This window comes from Nocardia sp. NPDC049526, from assembly GCF_044465765.1.
GTDB lineage: Bacteria > Actinomycetota > Actinomycetes > Mycobacteriales > Mycobacteriaceae > Nocardia.
The window spans coordinates 369,028-390,590 of the sequence record NZ_JBITMA010000002.1; the positions used below are offsets into that span (position 1 = coordinate 369,028).

Sequence of the window (21,563 nt, forward strand, 5' to 3'; positions counted from 1 at the left end):
CAGAGGTCCCGTTGCCACACACGACACGCACCTCGGAAATACCCGAGTTGCCCTGCCTCCCAATGGCTCAACTACGCGGCATTGCTCGAACAGGCCGTTGATCGTCTCGGCGAGGGCGTTGTCATAGGACGAGCCGCCCCCCGACCGAGGGCTGGATGCCGGCCTCGGCGAGGCGTTCGGTGAACGCTATCGACGTGTATCGCGATCCTCGATCATTATGGTGGACAATATCTTTCACGTCCCAGCCCTGCCGCTCACGGGTCCAGATGGCATGCTCGATGGCATCGAGTACAAGCGAGGTGGTCATCGATGTGGCACTGCGCCATCCGATGATCCGCCGCGCGTAAGCGTCGACGACGAACGCGACGTACACCCACCCCCGACCACGTCCGGACATACGTTATGTCCGCCACCCACAAACGATTCTGCGCAGACGGCGCGAATCTGCGTTGCACCAGGTCCTCCGGCCGTTCCGCGGCGGGATCGGCGATGGTGGTGCGTTTGATTTGCCCGCGCACCGCGCACCACGCAGCCCGGCCTGTCGCATGAGCCGTTCGACGGTGCAGCGGGCCACCACGATGCCTCTCGATTCAGTTGCAGCCACACTTTTCTGGCGCCATAGACACCGAAGTTCCGGTCCACGGCAGCGAACGCAGCGAGCCGCCCGCTACCCCGCGGCAGCGTGATACCGCTCGCGATGCTCGATCCACGGACGCTGACGCTGCTCCTCACTCATCGCCAACAACTCACCCAACCTCCCCCACGCCACCTCATCAACCGGGGTATAGATCTGCATCCACGCATGCGGCAACGCAGGCAAACTCATACTCGTCAAAAACATCTCCAACTCCCCCACCGCCAAATTACGGATCTGCTTCGTACGACTCGCCGGAACAGCAACATCATTACGCGCCCACAACGACGCGAAAGCCTCACTCTCAGCACACAACTCGGAAATGAAATCCTCCCAACTGGGATCACCGAGATTCTTCACATACGAACCACGCAGATAACCGACCATGCGACGCAGATCATCCCAATTATGGTGATAGGTATTGCAGCACTCCGGAGTCAAAAACACCCGACGCGCCACATTCCGCTCCCCCTGCACGAAACCCGGACACAGCGCCTCATACGACTTATTGTGCGCAAGCACGTCATAACGCGGACTCAACACCACACCCGGCAACGGCTCCAAATGATCCAAAATCACCTGAAGCTCCTCCGGCAGAGCAGTTCCCGCGTGCGCGGTCGGCACCGTCGGCACATCCGCCAACCGATACAAATGCGCCTTCTCCGCAGCATCCAACGACGACGTCTGCGCAACCGAATTCAACACCTGCACACTGACATTGATGCTGCGCCCTTGCTCGAGCCAGGAGAACCACGGAAAGAGTTATCGATGGACAACCCCGCCGCAGAAGCGTAAAAGCGCAGCTCAGAACCAGTTTCCATGACGGCGCACCGCAAAGTCCGACGTATAGCTCACTTGACGCAACACGAACTCGACGGAACCGGACCCCCTGCCGACAACCCAACGACGCTTCTTGGCTCGCCGCGAGCACGGTGGCTCCGCCCCCTCCGCCCGGACCGGCACGCCGCCATCACTTGCAGCACGCATGGCCCTGCTGGGCTGGTTGAGGCAAGCCTAACTCGAACTCGCGACCAATCGAATATGAGCCAGAGGCTCAACTCAGCCTCCGATCCAGTTCGACTAGCTTCGATTCTACGAGCCTATCTGCACAGATATCTTCGGAAGGTGGCACCGAGATACTTTGGTGTTCAGTAGATTTCGATCAGATTCGGATGAAATAGAGAGCACAGACCACCTGGCGAAGCTCACTGATCAAACGTCCGCCCGACCGCGCACTTCGGCCAAGGCCACACCCCCTGGCTCGCACAATTGGGAAAATATTGTGGTGCGCCGCCTGGTGTTCCAGTAGTCGATCAGGGCGGGATCATTGGGTGATGCGGTGCCAGCGACCATCTGGTGCCGGCCAATCCTGGTCCAGGCGAGTTTCAGCAGGTAAGCGCCGCTGTCGCGGTCACCGAAAACCCACCGGTCACGCCGAGACCTGTTGAACGCACCGAAGTAGCGGCGGACGACCCACCGCGTCGGCTTGTTCGGGTGAGTGTGTCTAGCCCGCTTGTAGGTGAGCCTCCACAGGTGGTGATCCAGATCGTTGAATATCTTGCTGGACACCACATTCCGGTAGTAGGCAGCCTATCCCCGGATGATGGGGTTGAGCTCGAGCCTCGCGAACACCGCTTCTGCATTGGACCCGCGCAGGGAACGCATTTCGGTGGCGCAACCGTTGCCGGATCCGTTTCATCGCCGTCTTGCTCGGTGTGATCAGCAGCGTGTTGCGATAACGGCGCACGGTAAACCCGAGAAAGTCGAAGCCCTCGTCGAGGCAGGTGATGCGTGTCCAGTCCTCGTTGAGGGCCAGTCCTCTCGGCGCGAGCCCTGCGGTGAGCTGAGCTTTGATCTGCTCGGCCTGCTGCCTGGAGTGAGAGGGCGACCAGGTCGTCGGCATATCTGATCAGCACCGGAGAATTCCGGTGCGCCGCAGCGGCTTTCGGGCCGACGCGGTCGTATCGAGCTCCGGCGGAATCTTCCATCCCATGCAAGGCCAGGTTCGGCAATAACGGGCTGACCTCGCCCGTTATTGCTCAATGTCTATCTGTCCGTGCTGGATCGGCATTTCGCGCGGATCTGGGACGAACAGATGAGTCCGCCTTGGCGGCGGCAGTATCGCCGCCGCACGGGCCGACCGAACTACCGGCTGATTCGCTATGCCGATAATTTCATCGTGCTGGTGCACGGCACGGAATTCGAAGCAGAAGACCTGGAGTCGCAGATCTCGCTCCTGTTGGCCGAGCGGTTGAAGATGACCCTCTCGGACGAGACCCACATCAACGACGGATTCATGTTCCTCGGCTTCCGCATCCAGGCGAAGACCCGAGCCGGCGGCCGTCGTGAGGTGCTCACTGTCCCGCCCAAGAACGCGTTGGGGTCCGTGATGCACAAGATCAAGACACTGACGAAGCGGGGCACGATCTCGCTGTCTGATGGGAAGCTCGACCATTCTTGCCATTGTTGGGAACATTTCGATGTGAGAATGCTCTATCCGCAAGGGCGCTCAGCGCCAATGTGAAGCGATCGTGGGCGCGGGGTGCAGGTCGAAAGGTTCGCCGACTCGAAGTCGATCCCGGCCAGCACGCCACCAGCAACTCTATTCGTGGCACTGAGGTGCTCACTGTTGCAAGGCAATAGCCGCAGCCGATGGCAATCGAGGCTGCGATGGCGGCTTGGTGCACCATTCGGTCTGCCAGTGACCAAGCCGTGGTCCACTGTCTCGAAGTCGCCAGCAGCGCTGTCAGTCGATATCAGATGTGTTGCACCGCAAGATATTTCGCATCACCGAGTCGGCAGCGGCGGTAGCGCGGACGCCGGATTCGATCAGTGGCCGAGTTATGGATGCCGTTGCCGAGCCGTAATACCCCGGATCCACTAGCAGGCCGAGAAGTGTTGACCCAGAACGCCGATGTTGTCTTCACTGGTTTCTCATTGCCGGGAACCGCGCGGGCAGAGGCAATACGTCACCTGTCACGGCTTCGAGGGGTTGTCATATGAATCCGCCCTGAAAGTTGCGGACGCTTCGACACCTGGGCGGCCAGTGGGAGCCACACGCAAAGAAGACTGTCCGGTATATACCCAGGGTATGATCCGGGCGCGTGCCGACGCCGCAGGACACGGCCACGCAATGATGAGAATTTTGCGTGTTGGAGGTGGGCGGCCTATGCGGTCCCGGTCTATGGAGGACGTGCGGGACTGGCTCATTGCCAGAATGGGCGAGCTGAGCCAGGTGGACCCCGCCGCGATAGACGGACGTGAGCCGTTCACCCGCTACGGCCTCGATTCGCGGACTTTGACCATGCTTGCCGGTGAGCTGAGTGCGGCAACCGGCCAACCGGTGTCGCCGACCCAAATGTGGGCGCATCCGACACCGATTGCATTGGCACGCTGGCTGATCGGGACCACGTCGGAGCCACTGCAACAGTATGAGGCACCGGGTTCGGAGCCACAGCCGATCGCTATCGTCGGTCTCGCCTGCCGCTTCCCCGGAGCTCCGGACGCGGCGGCGTACTGGCGACTGCTCAGCACCGGTTCGGACGCACTCACCGAACCCCCGGACGGGCGGTGGGCCGGGGACGGTCCCCCACGCGGCGGGTTCATCGATGGGATAGACAAGTTCGATCCCGAGTTCTTCGGCATCTCTCCGCGCGAGGCTCCACACATCGATCCGCAGCAAAGGTTGATGCTCGAATTGATGCAGGAAGCCCTTGATGACGCCGGTATTCCGGTAGGCGGTCTCGGCGGCAGCCAGACCGGAGTGTTCGTCGGCGCGATGTGGAGCGAGTACGGGGCGGGAATTCGCGCCGACCCGGATCTGGTCACCGAACACACGTTGGCCGGAGGCGATCCGAGCATCATTCCCGCCCGATTGTCGTACACGCTGGGTGCACGCGGACCGAGCCTGCTGGTGAACACCGCCTGCTCATCGTCACTGGTCGCCGTGCACCTCGCGGCGCAGAGCCTGCGGGCGGGTGAATGTGACATCGCGCTGGCCGGTGGTGTGAGTCTGATGCTGGCGCAGGATACGGTGCATGCGCTGGCACGGCTCGGGGCGCTGGCACCGGACGGGCGTTCCAAGGCGTTCGATGCGCGCGCCGATGGGTACGGCCGTGGCGAGGGCGCCGGGATGATCGTGCTGAAGCCATTGGACCGGGCGTTGGCCCACGGCAATCCGATTCACGGTGTCATCAAGGGCAGCGCAGTGAATCACGATGGGTTCACCAATGGCCTGACCGCGCCGAGCTTGCTGGCCCAGGAGTCCTTGCTGCGCAGCGCGTATCAGCGAGCGGGCGTTGCGCCGTCCGAGGTCGGGTACGTTGAAGCGCACGGGACGGGAACGGCGCTCGGTGATCCGATCGAGGCGAGCGCGCTGGCCACTGTGCTCGGCGCGGAGCGGGCGCCTGACCGGCTGCTGCCGATCGGTTCGGTCAAGAGCGCGATCGGGCATCTCGAACCAGCGGCCGGGATCGCCGGGCTGATCAAGGTGCTGCTGGCGATGCGGCATCGCACGCTGCCGCCCTCCGGCCAGTTCGCGCAAGCCAGTCCGCACATCCCGTTCGAGGAATGGGGCTTGCGGATACTTTCGCGGCCGGAGAAGTGGCGAGGCGACGCCGGAGGCCGCCTCCTCGCTGGGGTGAGTGCATTCGGGTTCGGCGGGACGAACTGTCACGTGATCCTGGAAAGCGGCGAAAACCCTCCAATCCACCTGCTGCCGCTCGCCGCGGACAGCGAGGACGGCCTTCGTGTCGCCGTGCGTGACCTGGCGACCGTTCGGGACCGGGCATCGCTGGCCCGGTTGTGTGCTTCCTCCTCAGCGAAAGGGGAAGGCTCGCACCGGCTCGCGCTGTCGGTGCGCGACCCCGATGATCTCGCGGCTGCCAGCGAGAAGTTCTACAGCGGCTACACCGGAGCCGGAATCAGCACCGGAACAGTCGAAAAAGACGCGCCGAGAATCACATTCCTGTTCGGCGGGCAGGGATCACAGTGGACCGGAATGGGCGCGTGGCTGCTACGTGAGCCCACATTCCAGTCAGCGATCAACCGGTGTGAGACCGCGCTGCGCCGGCACGTCGACTGGTCCCTCACCCAGTTGCTGACCTCGGCCGACCAGAGCTGGATCGAGCGCACCGAGCTCGCCCAACCCGCAATTTTCGCGATGCAGGTCGCGCTGACCGAGCTGTGGCGATCAAGGGGAGTCGAGCCCGATGCCGTCGCCGGGATGAGCATGGGTGAGGTGGCGGCCGCGCACGTCGCCGGTGCGCTCAGCCTCGACGACGCTGTGTTGATCATGTGTCGGCGCGCCACGTTAGCGGGCAATCTCTCCGGTCACGGCGCTATGGCCCTACTAGATCTGTCCGTTGCCGACACGAACAAACTGGTGTCCCGACATGGGGGCCGGGTGTGGGTCGCAGGCGAGGCCGGACCGGAATCCACTGTGGTCTCGGGTAACCGAGAGACCATCGAGGCAATGCGGCACGAACTCGCTGGGCGATCGATCGGGTCGGCTCTGATCAGGGTCGACTACGCCTCGCACAGTCCCTATGTGGATCCGATACTGCCCGGTTTGCGGGACGCGCTCGCGAATCTGCGGCCGGGCGAGACCCGAATACCGTTCTATTCCTCGGTCACCGGTGAGCGGATGGAGGGCACGCAGTTGGTCGCCGAGCACTGGGTGCGCACCGAACGCGAGCCGTGGCGATTCCGAAACACGATGGAATGCTTGCTTGCCGACGACAGTCACATCTTCATCGACGTAGACCCGCATCCGATTCTCGCCCCGGTGGTCGAGCAGAACGGTGGCCGGGCGCTGCCGACATTGCGACGAGGCGACCGCGACTGCTCGACGCTGATCGATTCGCTCGGTGCGCTTTACGTCCGAGGCGCCGCCCGGCCCCCCGCGCCGGACCACGGCCGGACGGAGTTGCTGGTGCTTTCCGCTCGATCGCGTGATTCCCTGTTCGCATCGGCGAACGACATGGCGCGCAAGCTCATCAGCGACGATGGAACCGCCCTGGGTGACCTGTGTTTTACGGCGGCCGCCAGGCGGGACCATCACGAACACCGCCTCGCTGTGACGGGTGCGTCGCCGAATGAGCTGGCCGACTCCTTGCGCGCCACAGTCGGGGGCAGCATGCCGAGCAACACGTGGATGGGCACCGTGGAGCATGGCGAGCGGCGCCGGATAGTGTTCGTCTGTTCCGGTCAGGGTTCGCAATGGATCGGGATGGGCCGGAACCTGTTGAGCGAACCGGTCTTCCGCGCCGCCGTCGAGGAATGCGACGAATTGCTGCGGCCACTGACCCGTTGGTCGCTGACCGACGAGCTCACCGCATCGGCGGAACACAGCCGCCTGCACCTCACCACGGTCGCGCAACCCGCGCTGTTCGCAATCCAGGTGGGGGTCATTCGGCTGTGGCAGGCATGGGGACTCGTGCCAGACGCTGTTATCGGCCACAGTGTCGGCGAGGTCACCGCAGCGTATGCGGCCGGGGCACTGTCTCTCGCCGAATCGGTCGAGGTGGTGTATCACCGCAGCCGGTCGATGCACGCCGCGGTGATGCCCGGGGTGGGCGGCATGGTTTCGGTCGAACTGCCTGCCGAGCGGTTGCGCGGCATGCTGCGGGAATACCGGGAAGAAGTGGCGATCGCGGCGGTCAACGATCCGTATTCGACGGTCGTCTCGGGTAGTGACTCCGCACTGGCGGACTTGCTCGGACGGCTGCGTTGCGACGGCGTCGCTTTCCGTGAACTCCGGGTCGGTTACGCCTTCCACAGCGCGCAGATGGATCCGGCTGCGGATGACGTGTCCCAGGCACTCGGCACACTTGCGCCCGAGTCGAACCGGTTGCCCGTCTACAGTACAGTTTCCGGGAAGCTCGCTGCCGATCAGCGATTCGACGCGGACTACTGGAGGCGAAACGTCCGGCAAACCGTACGGTTTGCAGATGCGATGGACGCGGCGATCTCCGACGGGTACCGAGTTTTCCTGGAGATTGGCCCGCATCCGGTCCTGATGGAGAATATCCAACGATGTTTTGCCGCCCGCAGCGTCGATGGTTACGTCTTCGGTTCATTGCGCAGGGACGAGGACGATCTGTCGTCGCTGCGGCGCGCCGCCGGCGCGCTGTATGCGGCCGGTTGCGCGCCGGACTTCGATCGGCTCCTGGGTACCGGTCGAGTCGTGTCGCTGCCCGCGTATCCGTGGCAGCGAAAGCGGTACTGGCTCGCGGCGGACCGCCGCGCTGTCCTGTCCCGCACTGCCGAAGGTCACCCGCTGCTGGGTTCCGGTCTGGTCTCGGCGGTCGAGCACGGAACCCGGTACTGGCACCGCGCTCTGGACCCGGCACACCTGCCGTATCTGGCCGACCTCACGGTGGGCGGGAGCGTTGTGCTTTCCGCGGCCACCTTCGCCGAAATGGCGTTGGCTGCGGCCGCGGAGGCCTATGAGACCACGGATATCGCCGTTACTCGGCTGACGTTCGAACGCTTGCTGGAGCTGACCGCCGCGGTGTCGCCCACGACCCAGACGGTGATCAGCACCCGGGACGAACTCTTCCAGATGTTCAGCCGCCGTGGTCCGGAGTGGGTGCGGCACGCGCTGGCCACGGTCGGCCCAGACACTGGTACGCCGCACGTGCACGAACAGCCGGCTTCGATCCGCAAGCGCTGTACGACGCGCCGGGACGGCGCCGAGCACTATCGGGCACTGGCCAGGGCGGGACTGGATATCGGCGAGCACCTGCGTGGGGTCTCCGAGTTATGGTTCGGCCAGGACGAGGTGGTCGCGAGGGTCATCCCGCCGACACCGTCTCGCCGTGCCGATTACCGCGTCCATCCCCCGGTGCTCGATGCTGGTCTGCAGGCGCTGATCGCCCTGTGCAACGGTTCGTCGGGCAGTTATGTGGTGACCGAGATCGGCCGGTTGCGGGTGTATCGGGCGCCGACCGGCCCGGTCTGGGCGCACGGCCGATCGGCCGGTCCGGGTGGTGACCTCTACCTGCTCGACGACGACGGCCGGGTGCTGGTGGAAGTCGAGGGCGTGCGTCTGACCTCGCTCGCGCCCACCGATCCGGATCCGGCTGCCGATTGCCTCTACACCGTGGAATGGCGCGAAGTCCCGCACCGAGAATCACTGCGAGAGCGGATCGGGCCGTGGATCGTGTTCGCGGGTGAGGACGCCCTCGGCACCGAACTCGCGGACGCGTTACGTGCGCGAAACATTCCCTGCGATCTGAAGACCGACCGGGCACTCAGCTCTGCCACGACCGAGTCGCTGCGCACCGTTCTTCCCGGACAACCACCTGCCGGGGTGGTGCACATCGGCAGTCTCGGCGCCTCCAGCGCGAGTGCGCTGGCCGAGGCGCTGACCGGAATGGGATGGCGGGATCGGCCACGACTGTGGCTGCTGACCCGTGCCGCACAGGCAGTCGGCGCGGATACCACTCCGGTCAGCGTCGACCAAGCGTCCCTGTGGGGACTCGGCAGGGCGATAGGGCTCGACTTTCCTACGCTGTCCGTCACGCGAGTGGACCTCACGGCGCGGCCGACGCCCGATGAAGTGGCCACACTGGCAACAGAATTGCTCAGCGACGACCGGGATACCGATGTGGCCCTGCGTCCCCACGGCCGGTTCGTCGCCAGGCTGGTTCGGGTGCCCGAGGCCGCTGAGCGGGCGGCGCAGTTGCAGTCAGACGCCACATATCTGATTGTCTGCGGGGCCACGGCATCAGCCGAGCCGTATGCCCAGTGGATGACCGACTGCGGCGCGCGCAACATCGTGATCGTGGGCCGGGCCGATGCCATCGGGCCGATCGACGTCCCGGGGGCCCGGGTGCTGACCGTCGACACATACGACATCGGCGATCATGAGATGAGCTCCCTGATCGCCGAGATCGAAACCGCCGCAGGCCCATTGCGCGGGCTGATCCACACGGGGAATGGTGACAGCGCATGGCGGTGGCACGAGCACACACTCGATCGCAGGCTCGATTTCTTCGTACTCTGCTCCTCGGTCGCCGCATTGTTCGGTCGCCCAGATGACGCACCGGACAGTGCTCGGCTGGATGCCATCGCCCACCACCGCCGTGCCCTGGGCCTGCCCGCACTGAGCTTGCATGTCGCGCGGGCAGACACAGCGGCACAAGGCATCGCCGAAGCGCCCGCGAGGAGTCTCACGCGGGCGTTGGATCGTGGTATCGGCTCGAAACTCGGTCGGCTCGCAGTCATGGATCCGAACCTCCGACACTGGTTCGAGTCGTACCCCGGAGCGGCCGGCGCGCCCTTTTTCGATGCGGTCGCAACCAGGGCCCCGGACAGACCTACCGCATTCGCCGCCAGGCTGGCCGCGGCCAGTGTCTCCGAACGAGGCGCGCTGCTCGAGGAGCACCTGACGCACCAGCTTTCCCTGACGCTGCAACGAGATCCAGTGAACCTGAGCCGGAGGGCGACGTTCCAGGGCATGGGCATGGGGTCGATCATGGCGGTGGAGCTACGCAACCGACTGGAGTCCACGCTCGGCATCCGGTTGTCGGTCGCGCTGCTGTTCACCTACTCCACCGTCGCCGCGCTCGCAGAGTTCATCGCGGATGAACTTGCGGTGACGCAACCCTCGGCGCGGCAACCGGATTCGAAATCGGAGGACGAGCCATCCCTGATGGCGGACCTCGATCTACTCTCGGACGCCGAAGCCGAGGCCATGCTGCTGGACAGTATCCGGCTCGTCGAACAGGAACTGGGCAATGACTGAGCAGCCGTCGGTGAAGCAGGCTCTGACGGCCATCCGAACGCTGCAGGCACGATTGGACCGCGAACTGCTGGCGAAGACCGAGCCGATCGCCATCATCGGCATGAGTTGCCGGGTGCCCGGCGGCGGCACTAGCCCGAACGAGTTCTGGCGGCTGATCGACGGTGGCGTCGACGCGATCAGCGACGTGCCCCCGGACCGGTGGGCAGCCGATGACGGCGCCACCGGGAGCCGCTGGGGCGGCTTCCTGTCCGGTGTGGACCGATTCGACCCGGCCTTCTTCGGTATATCGCCTCGCGAAGCCGAGGCGATGGACCCCCAGCAACGCCTGCTGCTTGAAGTGGCCTGGGAGGCGCTGGAACAGGCGGGACGGGCTCTGCCGGAGCAGTTGAACGGCTCGCGAACCGGTGTGTTCGCCGGCGTCGTCGTCACCGATTACGACCGGCTCAGCGTCGGCAAGCGCGATATCTACACCGTGACCGGCAACGGGCACTCATTCCCCGCAGGACGGCTGTCGTATGTGCTCGGGTTGCAGGGGCCGAGCATGGTAGTGGACACGGCGTGTTCGTCGTCGCTGGTCGCAGTGCATCTCGCGGTGCAGAGCCTGCGATCCGGCGAGAGCACGATGGCGCTGGCCGGTGGTGTCAACGTGATGCTGGCCAGAGACATGACCGACATGATGGCCAGCTCTCGCGCACTGTCCAACGACGGGCGGTGCAAGACCTTCGACGCGTTGGCTGATGGCTACGTCCGCGGTGAAGGATGCGGGATGCTGGTCCTCAAACGTCTGTCCGTCGCGGTGGCAGATGGCGATCCGGTGCTCGCCGTTATCCGTGGGTCCGCGGTGAACTCCGACGGCCGTTCATCCGGGCTGACAGCGCCGAACGTGTCCGCGCAGAAAGCGTTGCTACGTCAGGCATTGCGCAACGCGCGCGCCGACGCGGCGGATATCGGCTATGTCGAAACACACGGCACCGGAACGCCCCTGGGTGATCCGATCGAAGTGGATGCGCTCATCGATGTGATCGGAAAGCCGAGGGAGGACGGCTCACACTGCGTGCTCGGTGCGGTGAAGACCAACATCGGTCATCTCGAGGCGGCTGCCGGGGTGATCGGGTTGATCAAGGCCGTGCTCGCGTTGCGCTGGGAGCGTATTCCGGCGAACCTGCATTTGCACACGGTGAATCCCCGGATCGACCTCGACGGAACCGCTCTGGTGCTACCGAGAGATCCGGTCCCGTGGCCGAGACACGACGGTGTGACGCGGATGGCGGGAGTCAGCTCGTTCGGTATCAGCGGGACGAACGCACACGTCATCGTCGCTGATCCGCCGGAGCGAGTCGAACCTCCCGTAGCTGCGCCCACCTCAGGGTCCGCCCTGGTACCGATTTCCGCGCGCGACGCGCAGGGGCTGATCGAACTTGTGGCAGCGTTCCGGACGACGCTGGCCGACAGGCAGGCCGAGATCGCCGATATCGCCTACACCGCGGCCGTCCGTAGACACCATCACGAACACCGTGCCGCACTGGTGGTGTCCGCAGACGGACAACCGCAGCTGGTGTCTGGTACCGAACCTGTCCAACGGCACCGGACCGTATTCGTATTTCCCGGACAGGGCTCGCAGTGGCTCGGTATGGGCCGCGCGCTGTTCGACAGTGAGCCGGTGTTCCGCTCGGCTGTCGAGGCGTGCGACGACGCGATCCGCGACGAAGCGCAATGGTCGGTCATTGCTGAACTGACCGCCGATCCGTCCGAGTCCCAGCTGAACCGGATCGACATCGTCCAGCCTGTGCTGTTCGCGATGGAGGTCGGCTTGGCAGCGTTGTGGCGATCGAAGGGCATCGAGCCCGACGCGGTCATCGGCCACAGCTTGGGCGAGGTAGCCGCCGCGCACGTGGCCGGCGCGCTCTCCCTGACGGACGCGGCGCGAATCATCGTCCGCCGCAGCCGGTTACTGCGCACACTGACCGGACGCGGCGCGATGGCGCAGGTGGAGCTGTCGTTCGAGGAGGCGAACGCGGCGCTTTCGGAGTGGGCGGACCGGGTGTCGATCGCGGCGAGCAACAGTGCGCGTTCGACTGTGCTGTCTGGTGCTCCGGACGCGCTGGACGAGATCGTGGCCCAGCTGACCGATGCTGGGGTGTTCTGCCGCCGAATCAAGGTGGAGGTCGCCGCGCACAGCCCGCAAGTCGACACAATCACCGATGAGCTCGGCCGTGAACTGGGTGTACTGGAACCGAAGGCCGCCGCGGTGCCGATGTGGTCCACCGTGCTCGGAAGTTTCTGCGGCGGCGCCGAACTGGATGCCGCCTACTGGGTCCGCAATCTACGAGAACCCGTGCTGTTCTCCGAGGCGGTCCGCGAACAGATTGCGGCGGGCCCGACGGTATTCGTCGAGTTGAGTCCGCACCCGATCCTGCTGACTTCGATAGAAGAGGACGGCGGTACGGTCGTCGCGTCAGGTCGTCGCGGACACGACGAACGCGAGATATTCCTCGGATCGCTTGCCGCGCTGTATGTCCGGGGCAGCCGGGTCGACTGGCCCGCGCTGCACCCCGGCGGCGGGCGCTGCGTACCGCTACCCGCTTATCCGTGGCGGCGCGAGCGTTACTGGGTGGACCGGACTCCGGTCCACCCAGAGCAACGCGGACACCCATTTCTCGGCGAGCCGGTCAGCCTCGCGACCTCGCCGGGGACTCGGATCTGGGAGCGGGAACTGGATCTGCCCTATCTGGCCGACCACACCGTGGACGGTGTGGTCGTGTTCCCGGCGTCGGGCTATGTGGAGATGGCACTGTACGCCTCCGGGCGATCATCGGTTCTGAATGATCTCGTATTCGAACGTATGACAATTCTCGGCAGCGACGGCTCCGGCCACTTCCAATTCATCGAGGACGCCGACGGCTTCCAGGTATATGCCCGCGCAGACAATTCCGAGCCGTGGGTGCGCTGTGCACATGGGACGATCGGCCGCGCCGACGGCGGACCACCTAAGGCCGAGCCGCTGACGTCGGTGCGGGACCGCTGTCGCACCGAGGTCACTGCGGACGAGCACTACGCGCGATATGCCGGGCGAACCATCGACTACGGCCCGGCCTTTCGTGGCGTGCAACGAATCTGGACCGGTGCGGGTGAGAGCATCGCGGCGATCGAGCTTGCGGAGTCGTCCACGGGGTACGTCTGCCACCCGGCCCTGCTGGACGCCTGCTTCCAGGTCCTCGGCGGTGTACTGCTCGACCGCCTGCCAACCGGAGGAATCGTTCCGGCGCGGATCGAGCGGCTTCGAGTGCACGGGCCGATCGGTCGACGGGTGTGGGTACACGCGCGCGCAAGGTCCACCGAACACTGTGGTGATCTGCTGGTGCTCGACGAGGACGGCACCGTGCTGATCGAGGTCGATGGGCTCACGGTGGCCGAGCTCGCCGAACCGGATCCGTACCGAGACTGGCTCTACCGGGTGGATTGGACCGCGGGGGAACGTCTCGTAGCGCCGGATCGGCGCGACGGAGCTGCCGGTACCTGGCTGGTGCTCGCCGATTCCTCCGGTGTCGGCAGCGCCCTGGCCGCACTGCTCCAACGACGCGGCCGAACCTGCGTCCTGGTCGGCAAGGACGATATCGACGTTGCCGACGACGAAGCCTGGAACGCACTGCTGGACAACGTCGCCCAGGGCGAACCGGGCTGTGCCGGTGTGGTGCACCTGTGGAGCCTGGATACCACCGACACCGAATTCGTCACCGCCGATACCCTGACCAAGGATCAGCACACCACCGGGCTCAGCACGGTGCGCCTGGTCCGCGCGCTCGCTCGCCTGGGCCTGCGGGACCATCCCCGGTTGTGGCTGGTCACCCGAGGAGCGCAGCAGGTAGGCCGCGAACCGGTTGCGGTGTCCCAAGCTCCGCTGTGGGGACTGGCAAGGACATTGAGCGTCGAGCATCCCGAACTGGAATGCACCCGGGTGGACCTCGACTCGGAGTGGACGCTCACTCGTTGCGCCGCGGAACTCCTCCCCGAACTCGTCGCATCAGATCGCGAAGACGAAATCGCGCTGCGCGAGGAAGGGCGGAAGCTCGCCAGGCTGGTACGGACCCGGTTCGACTGCGGGAATGCCGAGCCGGCGCTGACCGGCGGGACATACCTGATCAGCGGTGGGCTCGGCGGGCTCGGTATCGGCCTGGCACGCTGGCTGGCAACCCGGGGGGCGCAGCACCTCGTGCTGGCCGGACGACACGAACCGGGTCCGGACGCACAGGCGAGGATCGCCGAGCTCAGGCGCGATGGTGTCGAGGTGGTGGTGGCGCGCGCGGACGTCGCCCGGCGCGCGGACGTCGCCAGGGTGCTCGCCGATATCGACGACCGGATGCCACCACTGCGCGGAGTGCTGCACACGGCCATGGTGCTCGACGATCGGACCATTCTGGGACTGGATGCCGAACGATTCGATCGGGTCCTGGCACCCAAGGTCCGCGGCGCGTGGAACCTGCACGAACTGACCGGGGACCGGGAGCTCGACTTCTTCGTCATGTACTCCTCAGCGTCGGCTGTGCTCGGCTCACCGGGACAGGCGAGCTACGCGGCCGCCAACGCATTTCTGGGCGGGCTCGCGCGGCATCGGGAATGCAGCGGCAGAACGGCATTGTGCGTGGACTGGGGGCTGTACTCGCAGGACGGAATCATGGCCAGGCGCGAGTCGGAAGGGCAGCGACTCGCGCGCCGGGGGGTCGGCACCATCACCCCTGCGCAAGGTGTGGACATCCTGGGTCGCCTGCTGGGCGGCAGCGCCAGCCAGGTCGTGGCGGCGAATCTCGATCTGCGGCAATGGCTCGCGTTCTACCCGTCTCTGGCCGGTGCGTCGCTGTACGCCGAACTCGACGACGACAACCGCGGGAACACCAGTGGACGGCCGACCGAGTTCGCGGACCGGCTGCGCGTGGCCGCCGCTGCCGAACGCCCGAGTTTGATCGACACCGTCGTGACCGGACAACTCAGCCAGGTCCTGCACCTCGACCCGGCTCTGATCGACCGGAAAGCGCCGCTGACCACCATGGGCGTCGACTCGCTGATGGCGCTCGAACTACGGAATCGGCTCGAATCCGCACTAGGCGTACGACTGTCGGCGACGCTGCTGTACAGCGCGCCGACAGTACTCGCGCTGACCGGACAGCTACTCGACGCGCTCGGCATGGCCGAGCCGCAGGCGAACACCGGCCAGGTAGATGAACTCGGAGAGCTGGACATGGACGATCTGCTGGCGCAGATCGACGATTCGATAAACCGGCTCGAAGAGGGGAGTTGACGTGAACATCGCCGACGAGCAACGTTATCGCACACAGCTCGTGAAAGCCGCTTCCGCGCTGCGCACGATGGAAGCCGAGGTCGTGCGGCTGCGGCGACAGCACACCGAAGCTATCGCGGTAATCGGCATGGGCTGCCGTTTCCCGGGTGGCGCCGACGACCCCGAAGCATTCTGGACACTGCTCTCCGACGGTGTCGACACAGTGTCCCAACGACCCGACCGTGCCACCGGTGACGCTGGAGCAACCGGCGCTTTCCTGCCCTCGGTGGACGGATTCGACGGGGCGTTCTTCGGGATCGCCCCGCGGGAAGCCGACGCGCTGGATCCACAGCATCGGCTGCTGCTCGAGGTCGCCTGGGAGGCGCTGGAAGACGCCGGAGTGGCGACCGAGCGGCTGGCCGGCAGCCGAACCGGCGTCTTCGTAGGGATGAGCAGCAACGACTACCTGCTGCTCAGCGCGCGGTCCGGCGCAATGACCGGCTATACCGGCACCGGAACGGCCCACAGTTTCGGCGCAGGTCGGTTGTCGTACCTGCTCGGGCTGCGTGGGCCGAGTCTCGCGGTGGATACCGCGTGCTCATCATCGCTGGTCGCGGTACATCTTGCGATCCGGAGCCTGCGGACCGGGGAAAGCTCCCTCGCGCTGGCCGGTGGGGTGAATCTCGTTCTGGACGAAGCGGTGACCGAGATGATCAGCGATCTACAAGCGCTGTCGCCGGATGGCCGGTGCCGTAGCTTCGACGCCCGTGCGAACGGGTTCGTCCGCGGCGAGGGCTGCGGAATCGTTGTGCTGAAGAGGCTTTCCGATGCACTGGCCGACGGCGATCGAGTACTGGCGGTCCTGCGGGGTTCGGCAATGAACTCCGACGGTCGCTCGGCCGGGCTGACCGCACCCAATCCACTGGCGCAGCGGGACCTGCTGCGCCAAGCATTCGCCGATGCCCAGGTGCGCCCCGTCGATATCGGGTATGTGGAGACCCATGGAACCGGCACCGCACTCGGAGACCCGGTCGAGATCGAGGCGCTGGCCGAGGTTTTCGGCGAGGGGGACGCCAACAGTGGCGGTTGCGTACTGGGTGCGGTCAAGACCAACATCGGACATCTCGAGGCCGCCGCGGGCATCGCCGGACTGATCAAGGCGGTACTTGCCTTGCAGTACGCGGAAATCCCTCGCAACCTGCACTTCAGCACGCTCAATCCGAGGATTTCCCTGACTGGAACACCTTTCGTCATCCCGACGAAGACCATCGCGTGGCCGGAGGGCGAGAAGCCGCGGCTCGTAGGTGTCAGTTCGTTCGGTATGAGCGGCACCAACGCGCATGTCGTCGTCGCCGAGGCACCCGCGGTCGAGCAGCTGCCGCCGCGGGGCGGACCGGTCCTGCTCCCGCTGTCGGCGCGCAGCCCGACGGCACTGACCGAGTTGGCTATCGCACACGCGAATGTCCTCGAACGGGAAGATGATCCCTGCGATGTCGCCTATACGGCGGGAGCCCGGCGTGATCATCACGAATGGCGGACCGCAGTAGTTGGTGCCTCCGGTGCCGAACTGGCCGAGCAGCTGCACGCATTCGTGCGCGCCGGTGCCACGCGGGCGCGAGCCACGGCACCCACGATCACCTACGTCTTCTCCGGGCAGGGGGCGCAGTGGATCGGTATGGGTCGCGAGCTGCAGGGCAGTGAACCGATTTTCCGCGACGCACTCGAAGAATGCGACCGATTGGTCGCGGAGCACACATCGTTGTCGTTGCTCGCGGAACTGGCTGCGCCAGAAGGCGAATCGAAGTTACACCGCACCGAGATCGCCCAACCCGCGCTGTTCGCATGCCAGATTGCGCTGGCGGCCCTGCTCGCGTCATGGGGCATTCGGCCCGACGCAGTCATCGGGCACAGTGTTGGTGAGATCGCCGCCGCGCATGTCGCGGGTGCGCTGAGCCTGGCGGAAGCCATCAGGATCGTGGTATCGAGGGGACGCCTCATGGCGCCGGCCGACGGTTCGGGGGCGATGGTTGCAGTCGCGCTGGGGCCGGATGAGATCGCGAACGTTATTGCCGGATCGAACACTTCGGTCGTGGTGGCAGCGATCAACGACGACCGGTCCGTCGTACTGTCCGGCTCGGTGGACGAGTTGCACACCGTGCTCAACCCGCTCCAGCGGCGAGGCGTCCACTGCCGCTGGTTGCCGGGCGGCTACGCATTCCACTCACCTTCCATGGCCCCGATGGCCACAAAGCTCGCGAAGGAACTCGCCGCGGTAGAGTGCGGCCCCACAACGTGCCCCATGTACAGCACGGTGAGCGGAGACCGGATCGCCGGAAGCGAATTGACCGGCGACTATTGGGCGAACAACGTCCGGCAGCCGGTCCGATTCGCCGACGCTGTGCGCGCCGCAGCCCGCGATAGGCAGCAGATCTTCCTCGAGATAGCGCCGCATTCCGTGCTCTCCGGCCATATCGCGAACTGTCTCGGCACAACAGCCGCAATCCCGACGTTGCGCAGGGAGCGCCCGGAACAACGCAGCCTGCTCAACTCGATTGCCGAGCTCTACACCGCGGGCTATCCAGTGGACTTCGCCCGCCTATACCCGGATCGGCGCCGGGTCGCAACGTTGCCGCGTTATCCATGGCAGCGCAAACGTCATTGGCTCGATACACCAGCACCGCCCAGCGAACAGGTGGCCGTCGTGCCGACGCACTGGGTCGATGAACTGATCGGGTTGCCGAACGGCGATCGGGAGGCCGCGATCGAGGCAGCAGTACGCCGGGACACTGCGGCCTTACTCCAGCTACCTTCGCCCTCGGACGTCCCGGTGGACGGCAAGTTCATGGCACTCGGCATGGATTCCCTGATGGCCGTGCAGCTGCGACACGAACTCGCGGCGCGAACCGGACTCGCGCTGCCGTCGACGCTCGCCTTCGATCATCAGACCCCGAGGGCGGTCACCCGGTATCTGTTGAAAGTGCTCACGGAGTACACGAAGGACGAAACATGATGAAGGTGTACGGGGCGGCCACCAGCGCCTGTACCCACAAGGTACTGATGGTCCTGGCCGAGAAGAATCAGCACGCCGAGCTGGTCGAGGTGAGTGTTCTCCAAGGGCAGGACAAGTCGCCGGAGCACCGGAAACTCCAGCCGTTCGGTGAGATTCCGGTATTGGAGGACGATGGGTTCCTGCTGTACGAATCGCGGGCTATCATCCGCTATCTGGACCATCGGTTGCCGGGCCCGGCACTGACACCGGACGACCTCAGGCTGCGCGGGCTGATGGAACAGTGGATCAGCGTCGAGCAGAGCTACGTCAGCGGACCGGTGTGGGACCTCGTCCGCGCCGGCCCTGTGTACGAGATCATCCGCCGCAGCCCGGGCGCGAAATTCCTTCCGCCACCACCAGATCGGAACGCCATCGCTGCGGCGCGCGGTGAGCTGGCAACCGCATTCGACGTCGCGGACGCCACGCTGGCCAGGCAGCAATTCCTCGCCGGACCCGAGTTCTCGCTCGCCGAGGTGACCTGGCTGCCCTACTTGCAGTATCTCGTCGCCTCCAACGGTGTAGACCTGATCGACGCGCGACCGAACCTTGCGCGCTGGTGGCGAGAGATCAGTGACAGACCCACCTGGCGCCGGGTCGGACAAGTGCTGGAGCGGCCCGAGTGAACCGGTTCGACCTGTGGGGTGAACAGATGCGTGTCGATCCCCTGCCGACACTGGCGCGGATGCGGTCCGAGGCGCCGATCATCCGCCTGTTCAACCCGCACCAGCAAGCACCCGAGTGGCGTGTGACCCGCTACGCCGACGTCGTCGAACTGCTCCGCGACAATCGTTTCAGCAAGGACAAGCGAAAGCTGTCCGACGCGGCGCGATCCAGGTACTTCCGGGTAACCGAATTCGACCAGCTGGACAAGCACATGCTCTACGCCGATCCCCCGGAGCACACACGATTGCGTGCCCTGGTCGCCAAGGCGTTCACTCCGCACCGGATCATCGAGCTCCGTCCATACGTCGCCGCAGCGACCGACAGGCTGCTGGACCAGGCCGAGCAGCAGGACTCGGTGGACCTGCTCGATGCACTGGCCTTCCGGCTGCCGATCACCGTCCTAGCCGAGCTGATCGGGATACCGATCGAAGACCAGGAGCGGTTCCGGGAGTGGACCAGGATCCTGATCGCTCCTCCGTCGGAGGGAGATTTCGACGCGCTGCGCACCATGGCGATCGAGTTCCAGCAGTATCTCGAGGAATTCCTCGAGATACGCCGCCGACAGCGCCGCGACGACCTCACCAGTGCGTTGATCGAGGCGCAGAGTCATCGTGACCGGCTGTCGCCGGTGGAACTGATGAGCATGATCTTCTTGCTCATCGCCGCGGGTTTCGAAACGACGGGAAACCTCATCGGCAACGCGGCGTGGGCGCTGCTACGGAATCCCGCGGAACTGATGCGGCTGCGTGCCACACCAGCGCTCATCGAACCGGCGATCGAGGAGGTGGTGCGATACTGCCCTCCGGTGAAGAACAGCACCGGAGCCTTTTCGCTGACCGATGTCGAGTTCCGGGGCACGGTCATTCCGGCCGAGGAATTGGTCGTCGCGTCGCTGCTGTCGGCACATCATGATGATGCGCAGTTTCGCGAACCCGAACGGTTCGACATCACCCGAACACCGAACCGGCACTTGGGGTTCGGCCTCGGACCGCACTTCTGCCTCGGGGCCTCACTGGCAAGACTGGAGGCGACAGTCGCGATCAGCGCCGTGGTGCGGCGCTTCCCCCGACTGGAGTTCGCGGTCGATCCCGATACATTGCGATGGAAGGATGGCGTATTCGTGCACGGCCTGGAGCAACTTCCCGTGACCTGGGGGATACGATGACGATCCTGGTTCGGCAGGCGACGTTGGACGACCTGGACGAGATCATGGCTGTCGAGCAAGACTGGGAGAAATCTCAGCGAGCGAGCCGTGACCAGATGACAGCTCGCCTTCGTGCGTATCCCGAGGGGTTCTGGATCTTCGAACAGCACGGCGAGGTCGTCGGCACCTTGATGGGCTTCCCCATGCGGTATGAGGCGGACCGCATTTCCGAACTCAGCGATTGGGACACGGTGACCGGTCACGGTTACTATCCGGTCATCGATCTGGACACCGCGAACGCCATCTACCTGGCTTCCGGCTCACTGAAGCGCGCCGCACGCGGCGGCACAGCATACGGGGTGATGATGGAAACCCCAGTCGAGCTGGCCGAGCGCTACGGACTGGATTATGTCCTCACCGGAGCAAAGATCCCCGGCTACGACGCATACTGCCGCCGATTCGGCGAGATCGACGCCCCCGACTACGTGTTACGCACACTCGGCGGCTGCCTGGTCGATCCCTTCCTGGAGATGTACCGAGGGCACAACTATCTGGTGCCCGACCGACGCCACATCGTCCCCAACTACTATCCGGACCCGCCAAGCCGCGATTACGGCGCGATCGTGGTGCGGAGCGTGCGGCACTCGCCCGCTCGAGGCTGAACCGCGTCCCCCCATCAGCCCGGCACGCAACTGCAGCAAGCTGATGATTGCTCGAGCCAATAGAGCCACGGAAAGGGGTATCGATGCTGCAGCGGGCTGCGTACTCGGCCGAGGTCAGATAGCCCAGCGCCGAGTGCCGATGCCGCAGGTTGTGCTCGGTTTTGAAGTCACCGATCACCACCCGTGCTTCGAGCAAGCTCGTCCCAAGTCGTTGGGAGCTTGCGAGTCGGCCTCATCAGCGATGAGCTCGACGATCCGGTGCAGCCGCGATGCTTTCGGCTCATTTCGGCGCACCAGGACGACACGCGGCGGATCCGCAGCATCCAACGACAACGTCCGCGCAACCGAATTCAACACCTGCACACTGGACGGTCCGCTCGCCGCGATC

9 protein-coding genes and 1 pseudogene are annotated in these 21,563 nt (G+C 65.1%); 7 read left to right on the forward strand and 3 right to left on the reverse strand.

Features of this window, described 5'->3' with window-relative positions; all coding sequences use genetic code 11:
• Nucleotides 1-84: 84 nt before the first annotated feature.
• From ACIBW7_RS06355 to ACIBW7_RS06365, 3 genes and pseudogenes are all read right to left on the reverse strand, one after another.
• A pseudogene (locus ACIBW7_RS06355) lies at nucleotides 85-633 on the reverse strand (IS3 family transposase); the annotation flags it as partial.
• Nucleotides 634-667: 34 nt separating this feature from the next.
• Nucleotides 668-1,345, reverse strand: a complete 678-nt coding sequence (locus tag ACIBW7_RS06360) for a transcriptional regulator (protein ID WP_397044711.1) — start codon at nucleotides 1,343-1,345, stop codon at nucleotides 668-670.
• A 501-nt stretch (nucleotides 1,346-1,846) separates the two neighbouring features.
• The gene (locus tag ACIBW7_RS06365) at nucleotides 1,847-2,203 is read right to left on the reverse strand and encodes a group II intron maturase-specific domain-containing protein (RefSeq protein WP_397044712.1); all 357 of its coding nucleotides are present in this window, start codon (nucleotides 2,201-2,203) and stop codon (nucleotides 1,847-1,849) included.
• Nucleotides 2,204-2,690: 487 nt separating this feature from the next.
• Between ACIBW7_RS06365 and ACIBW7_RS06370 the strand changes: the two genes are divergently transcribed.
• The 7 genes from ACIBW7_RS06370 to ACIBW7_RS06400 all read left to right on the forward strand — a co-directional run bounded on the left by ACIBW7_RS06370 (nucleotide 2,691) and on the right by ACIBW7_RS06400 (nucleotide 21,175).
• Complete coding sequence (locus ACIBW7_RS06370) at nucleotides 2,691-3,158, forward strand: hypothetical protein (RefSeq protein ID WP_397044714.1); 468 nt, start codon at nucleotides 2,691-2,693, stop codon at nucleotides 3,156-3,158.
• A 645-nt stretch (nucleotides 3,159-3,803) separates the two neighbouring features.
• On the forward strand, nucleotides 3,804-10,385 hold the full coding sequence (locus ACIBW7_RS06375) for an acyltransferase domain-containing protein (protein WP_397044716.1): 6,582 nt from the start codon (nucleotides 3,804-3,806) through the stop codon (nucleotides 10,383-10,385).
• The gene (locus ACIBW7_RS06380) at nucleotides 10,378-15,678 is read left to right on the forward strand and encodes a type I polyketide synthase (protein WP_397044717.1); all 5,301 of its coding nucleotides are present in this window, start codon (nucleotides 10,378-10,380) and stop codon (nucleotides 15,676-15,678) included. The genes ACIBW7_RS06375 and ACIBW7_RS06380 overlap by 8 nt, the downstream gene beginning before the upstream one ends.
• A 1-nt stretch (nucleotide 15,679) precedes the next feature.
• On the forward strand, nucleotides 15,680-18,667 hold the full coding sequence (locus ACIBW7_RS06385) for a type I polyketide synthase (RefSeq protein ID WP_397044719.1): 2,988 nt from the start codon (nucleotides 15,680-15,682) through the stop codon (nucleotides 18,665-18,667).
• Nucleotides 18,664-19,329, forward strand: a complete 666-nt coding sequence (locus tag ACIBW7_RS06390) for a glutathione S-transferase family protein (protein WP_397044721.1) — start codon at nucleotides 18,664-18,666, stop codon at nucleotides 19,327-19,329. Before ACIBW7_RS06385 ends, ACIBW7_RS06390 begins: the two co-directional genes overlap by 4 nt.
• A 26-nt stretch (nucleotides 19,330-19,355) precedes the next feature.
• Nucleotides 19,356-20,534 carry a cytochrome P450 gene (locus ACIBW7_RS06395; RefSeq protein ID WP_397044723.1) on the forward strand — a complete coding sequence of 393 codons (1,179 nt, stop codon included), beginning with the start codon at nucleotides 19,356-19,358 and terminating at the stop codon, nucleotides 20,532-20,534.
• A complete protein-coding gene (locus ACIBW7_RS06400) occupies nucleotides 20,531-21,175 on the forward strand; it encodes a hypothetical protein (RefSeq protein WP_397044725.1) in 645 nt (214 codons plus the stop codon). The genes ACIBW7_RS06395 and ACIBW7_RS06400 overlap by 4 nt, the downstream gene beginning before the upstream one ends.
• Nucleotides 21,176-21,563: the final 388 nt, after the last annotated feature.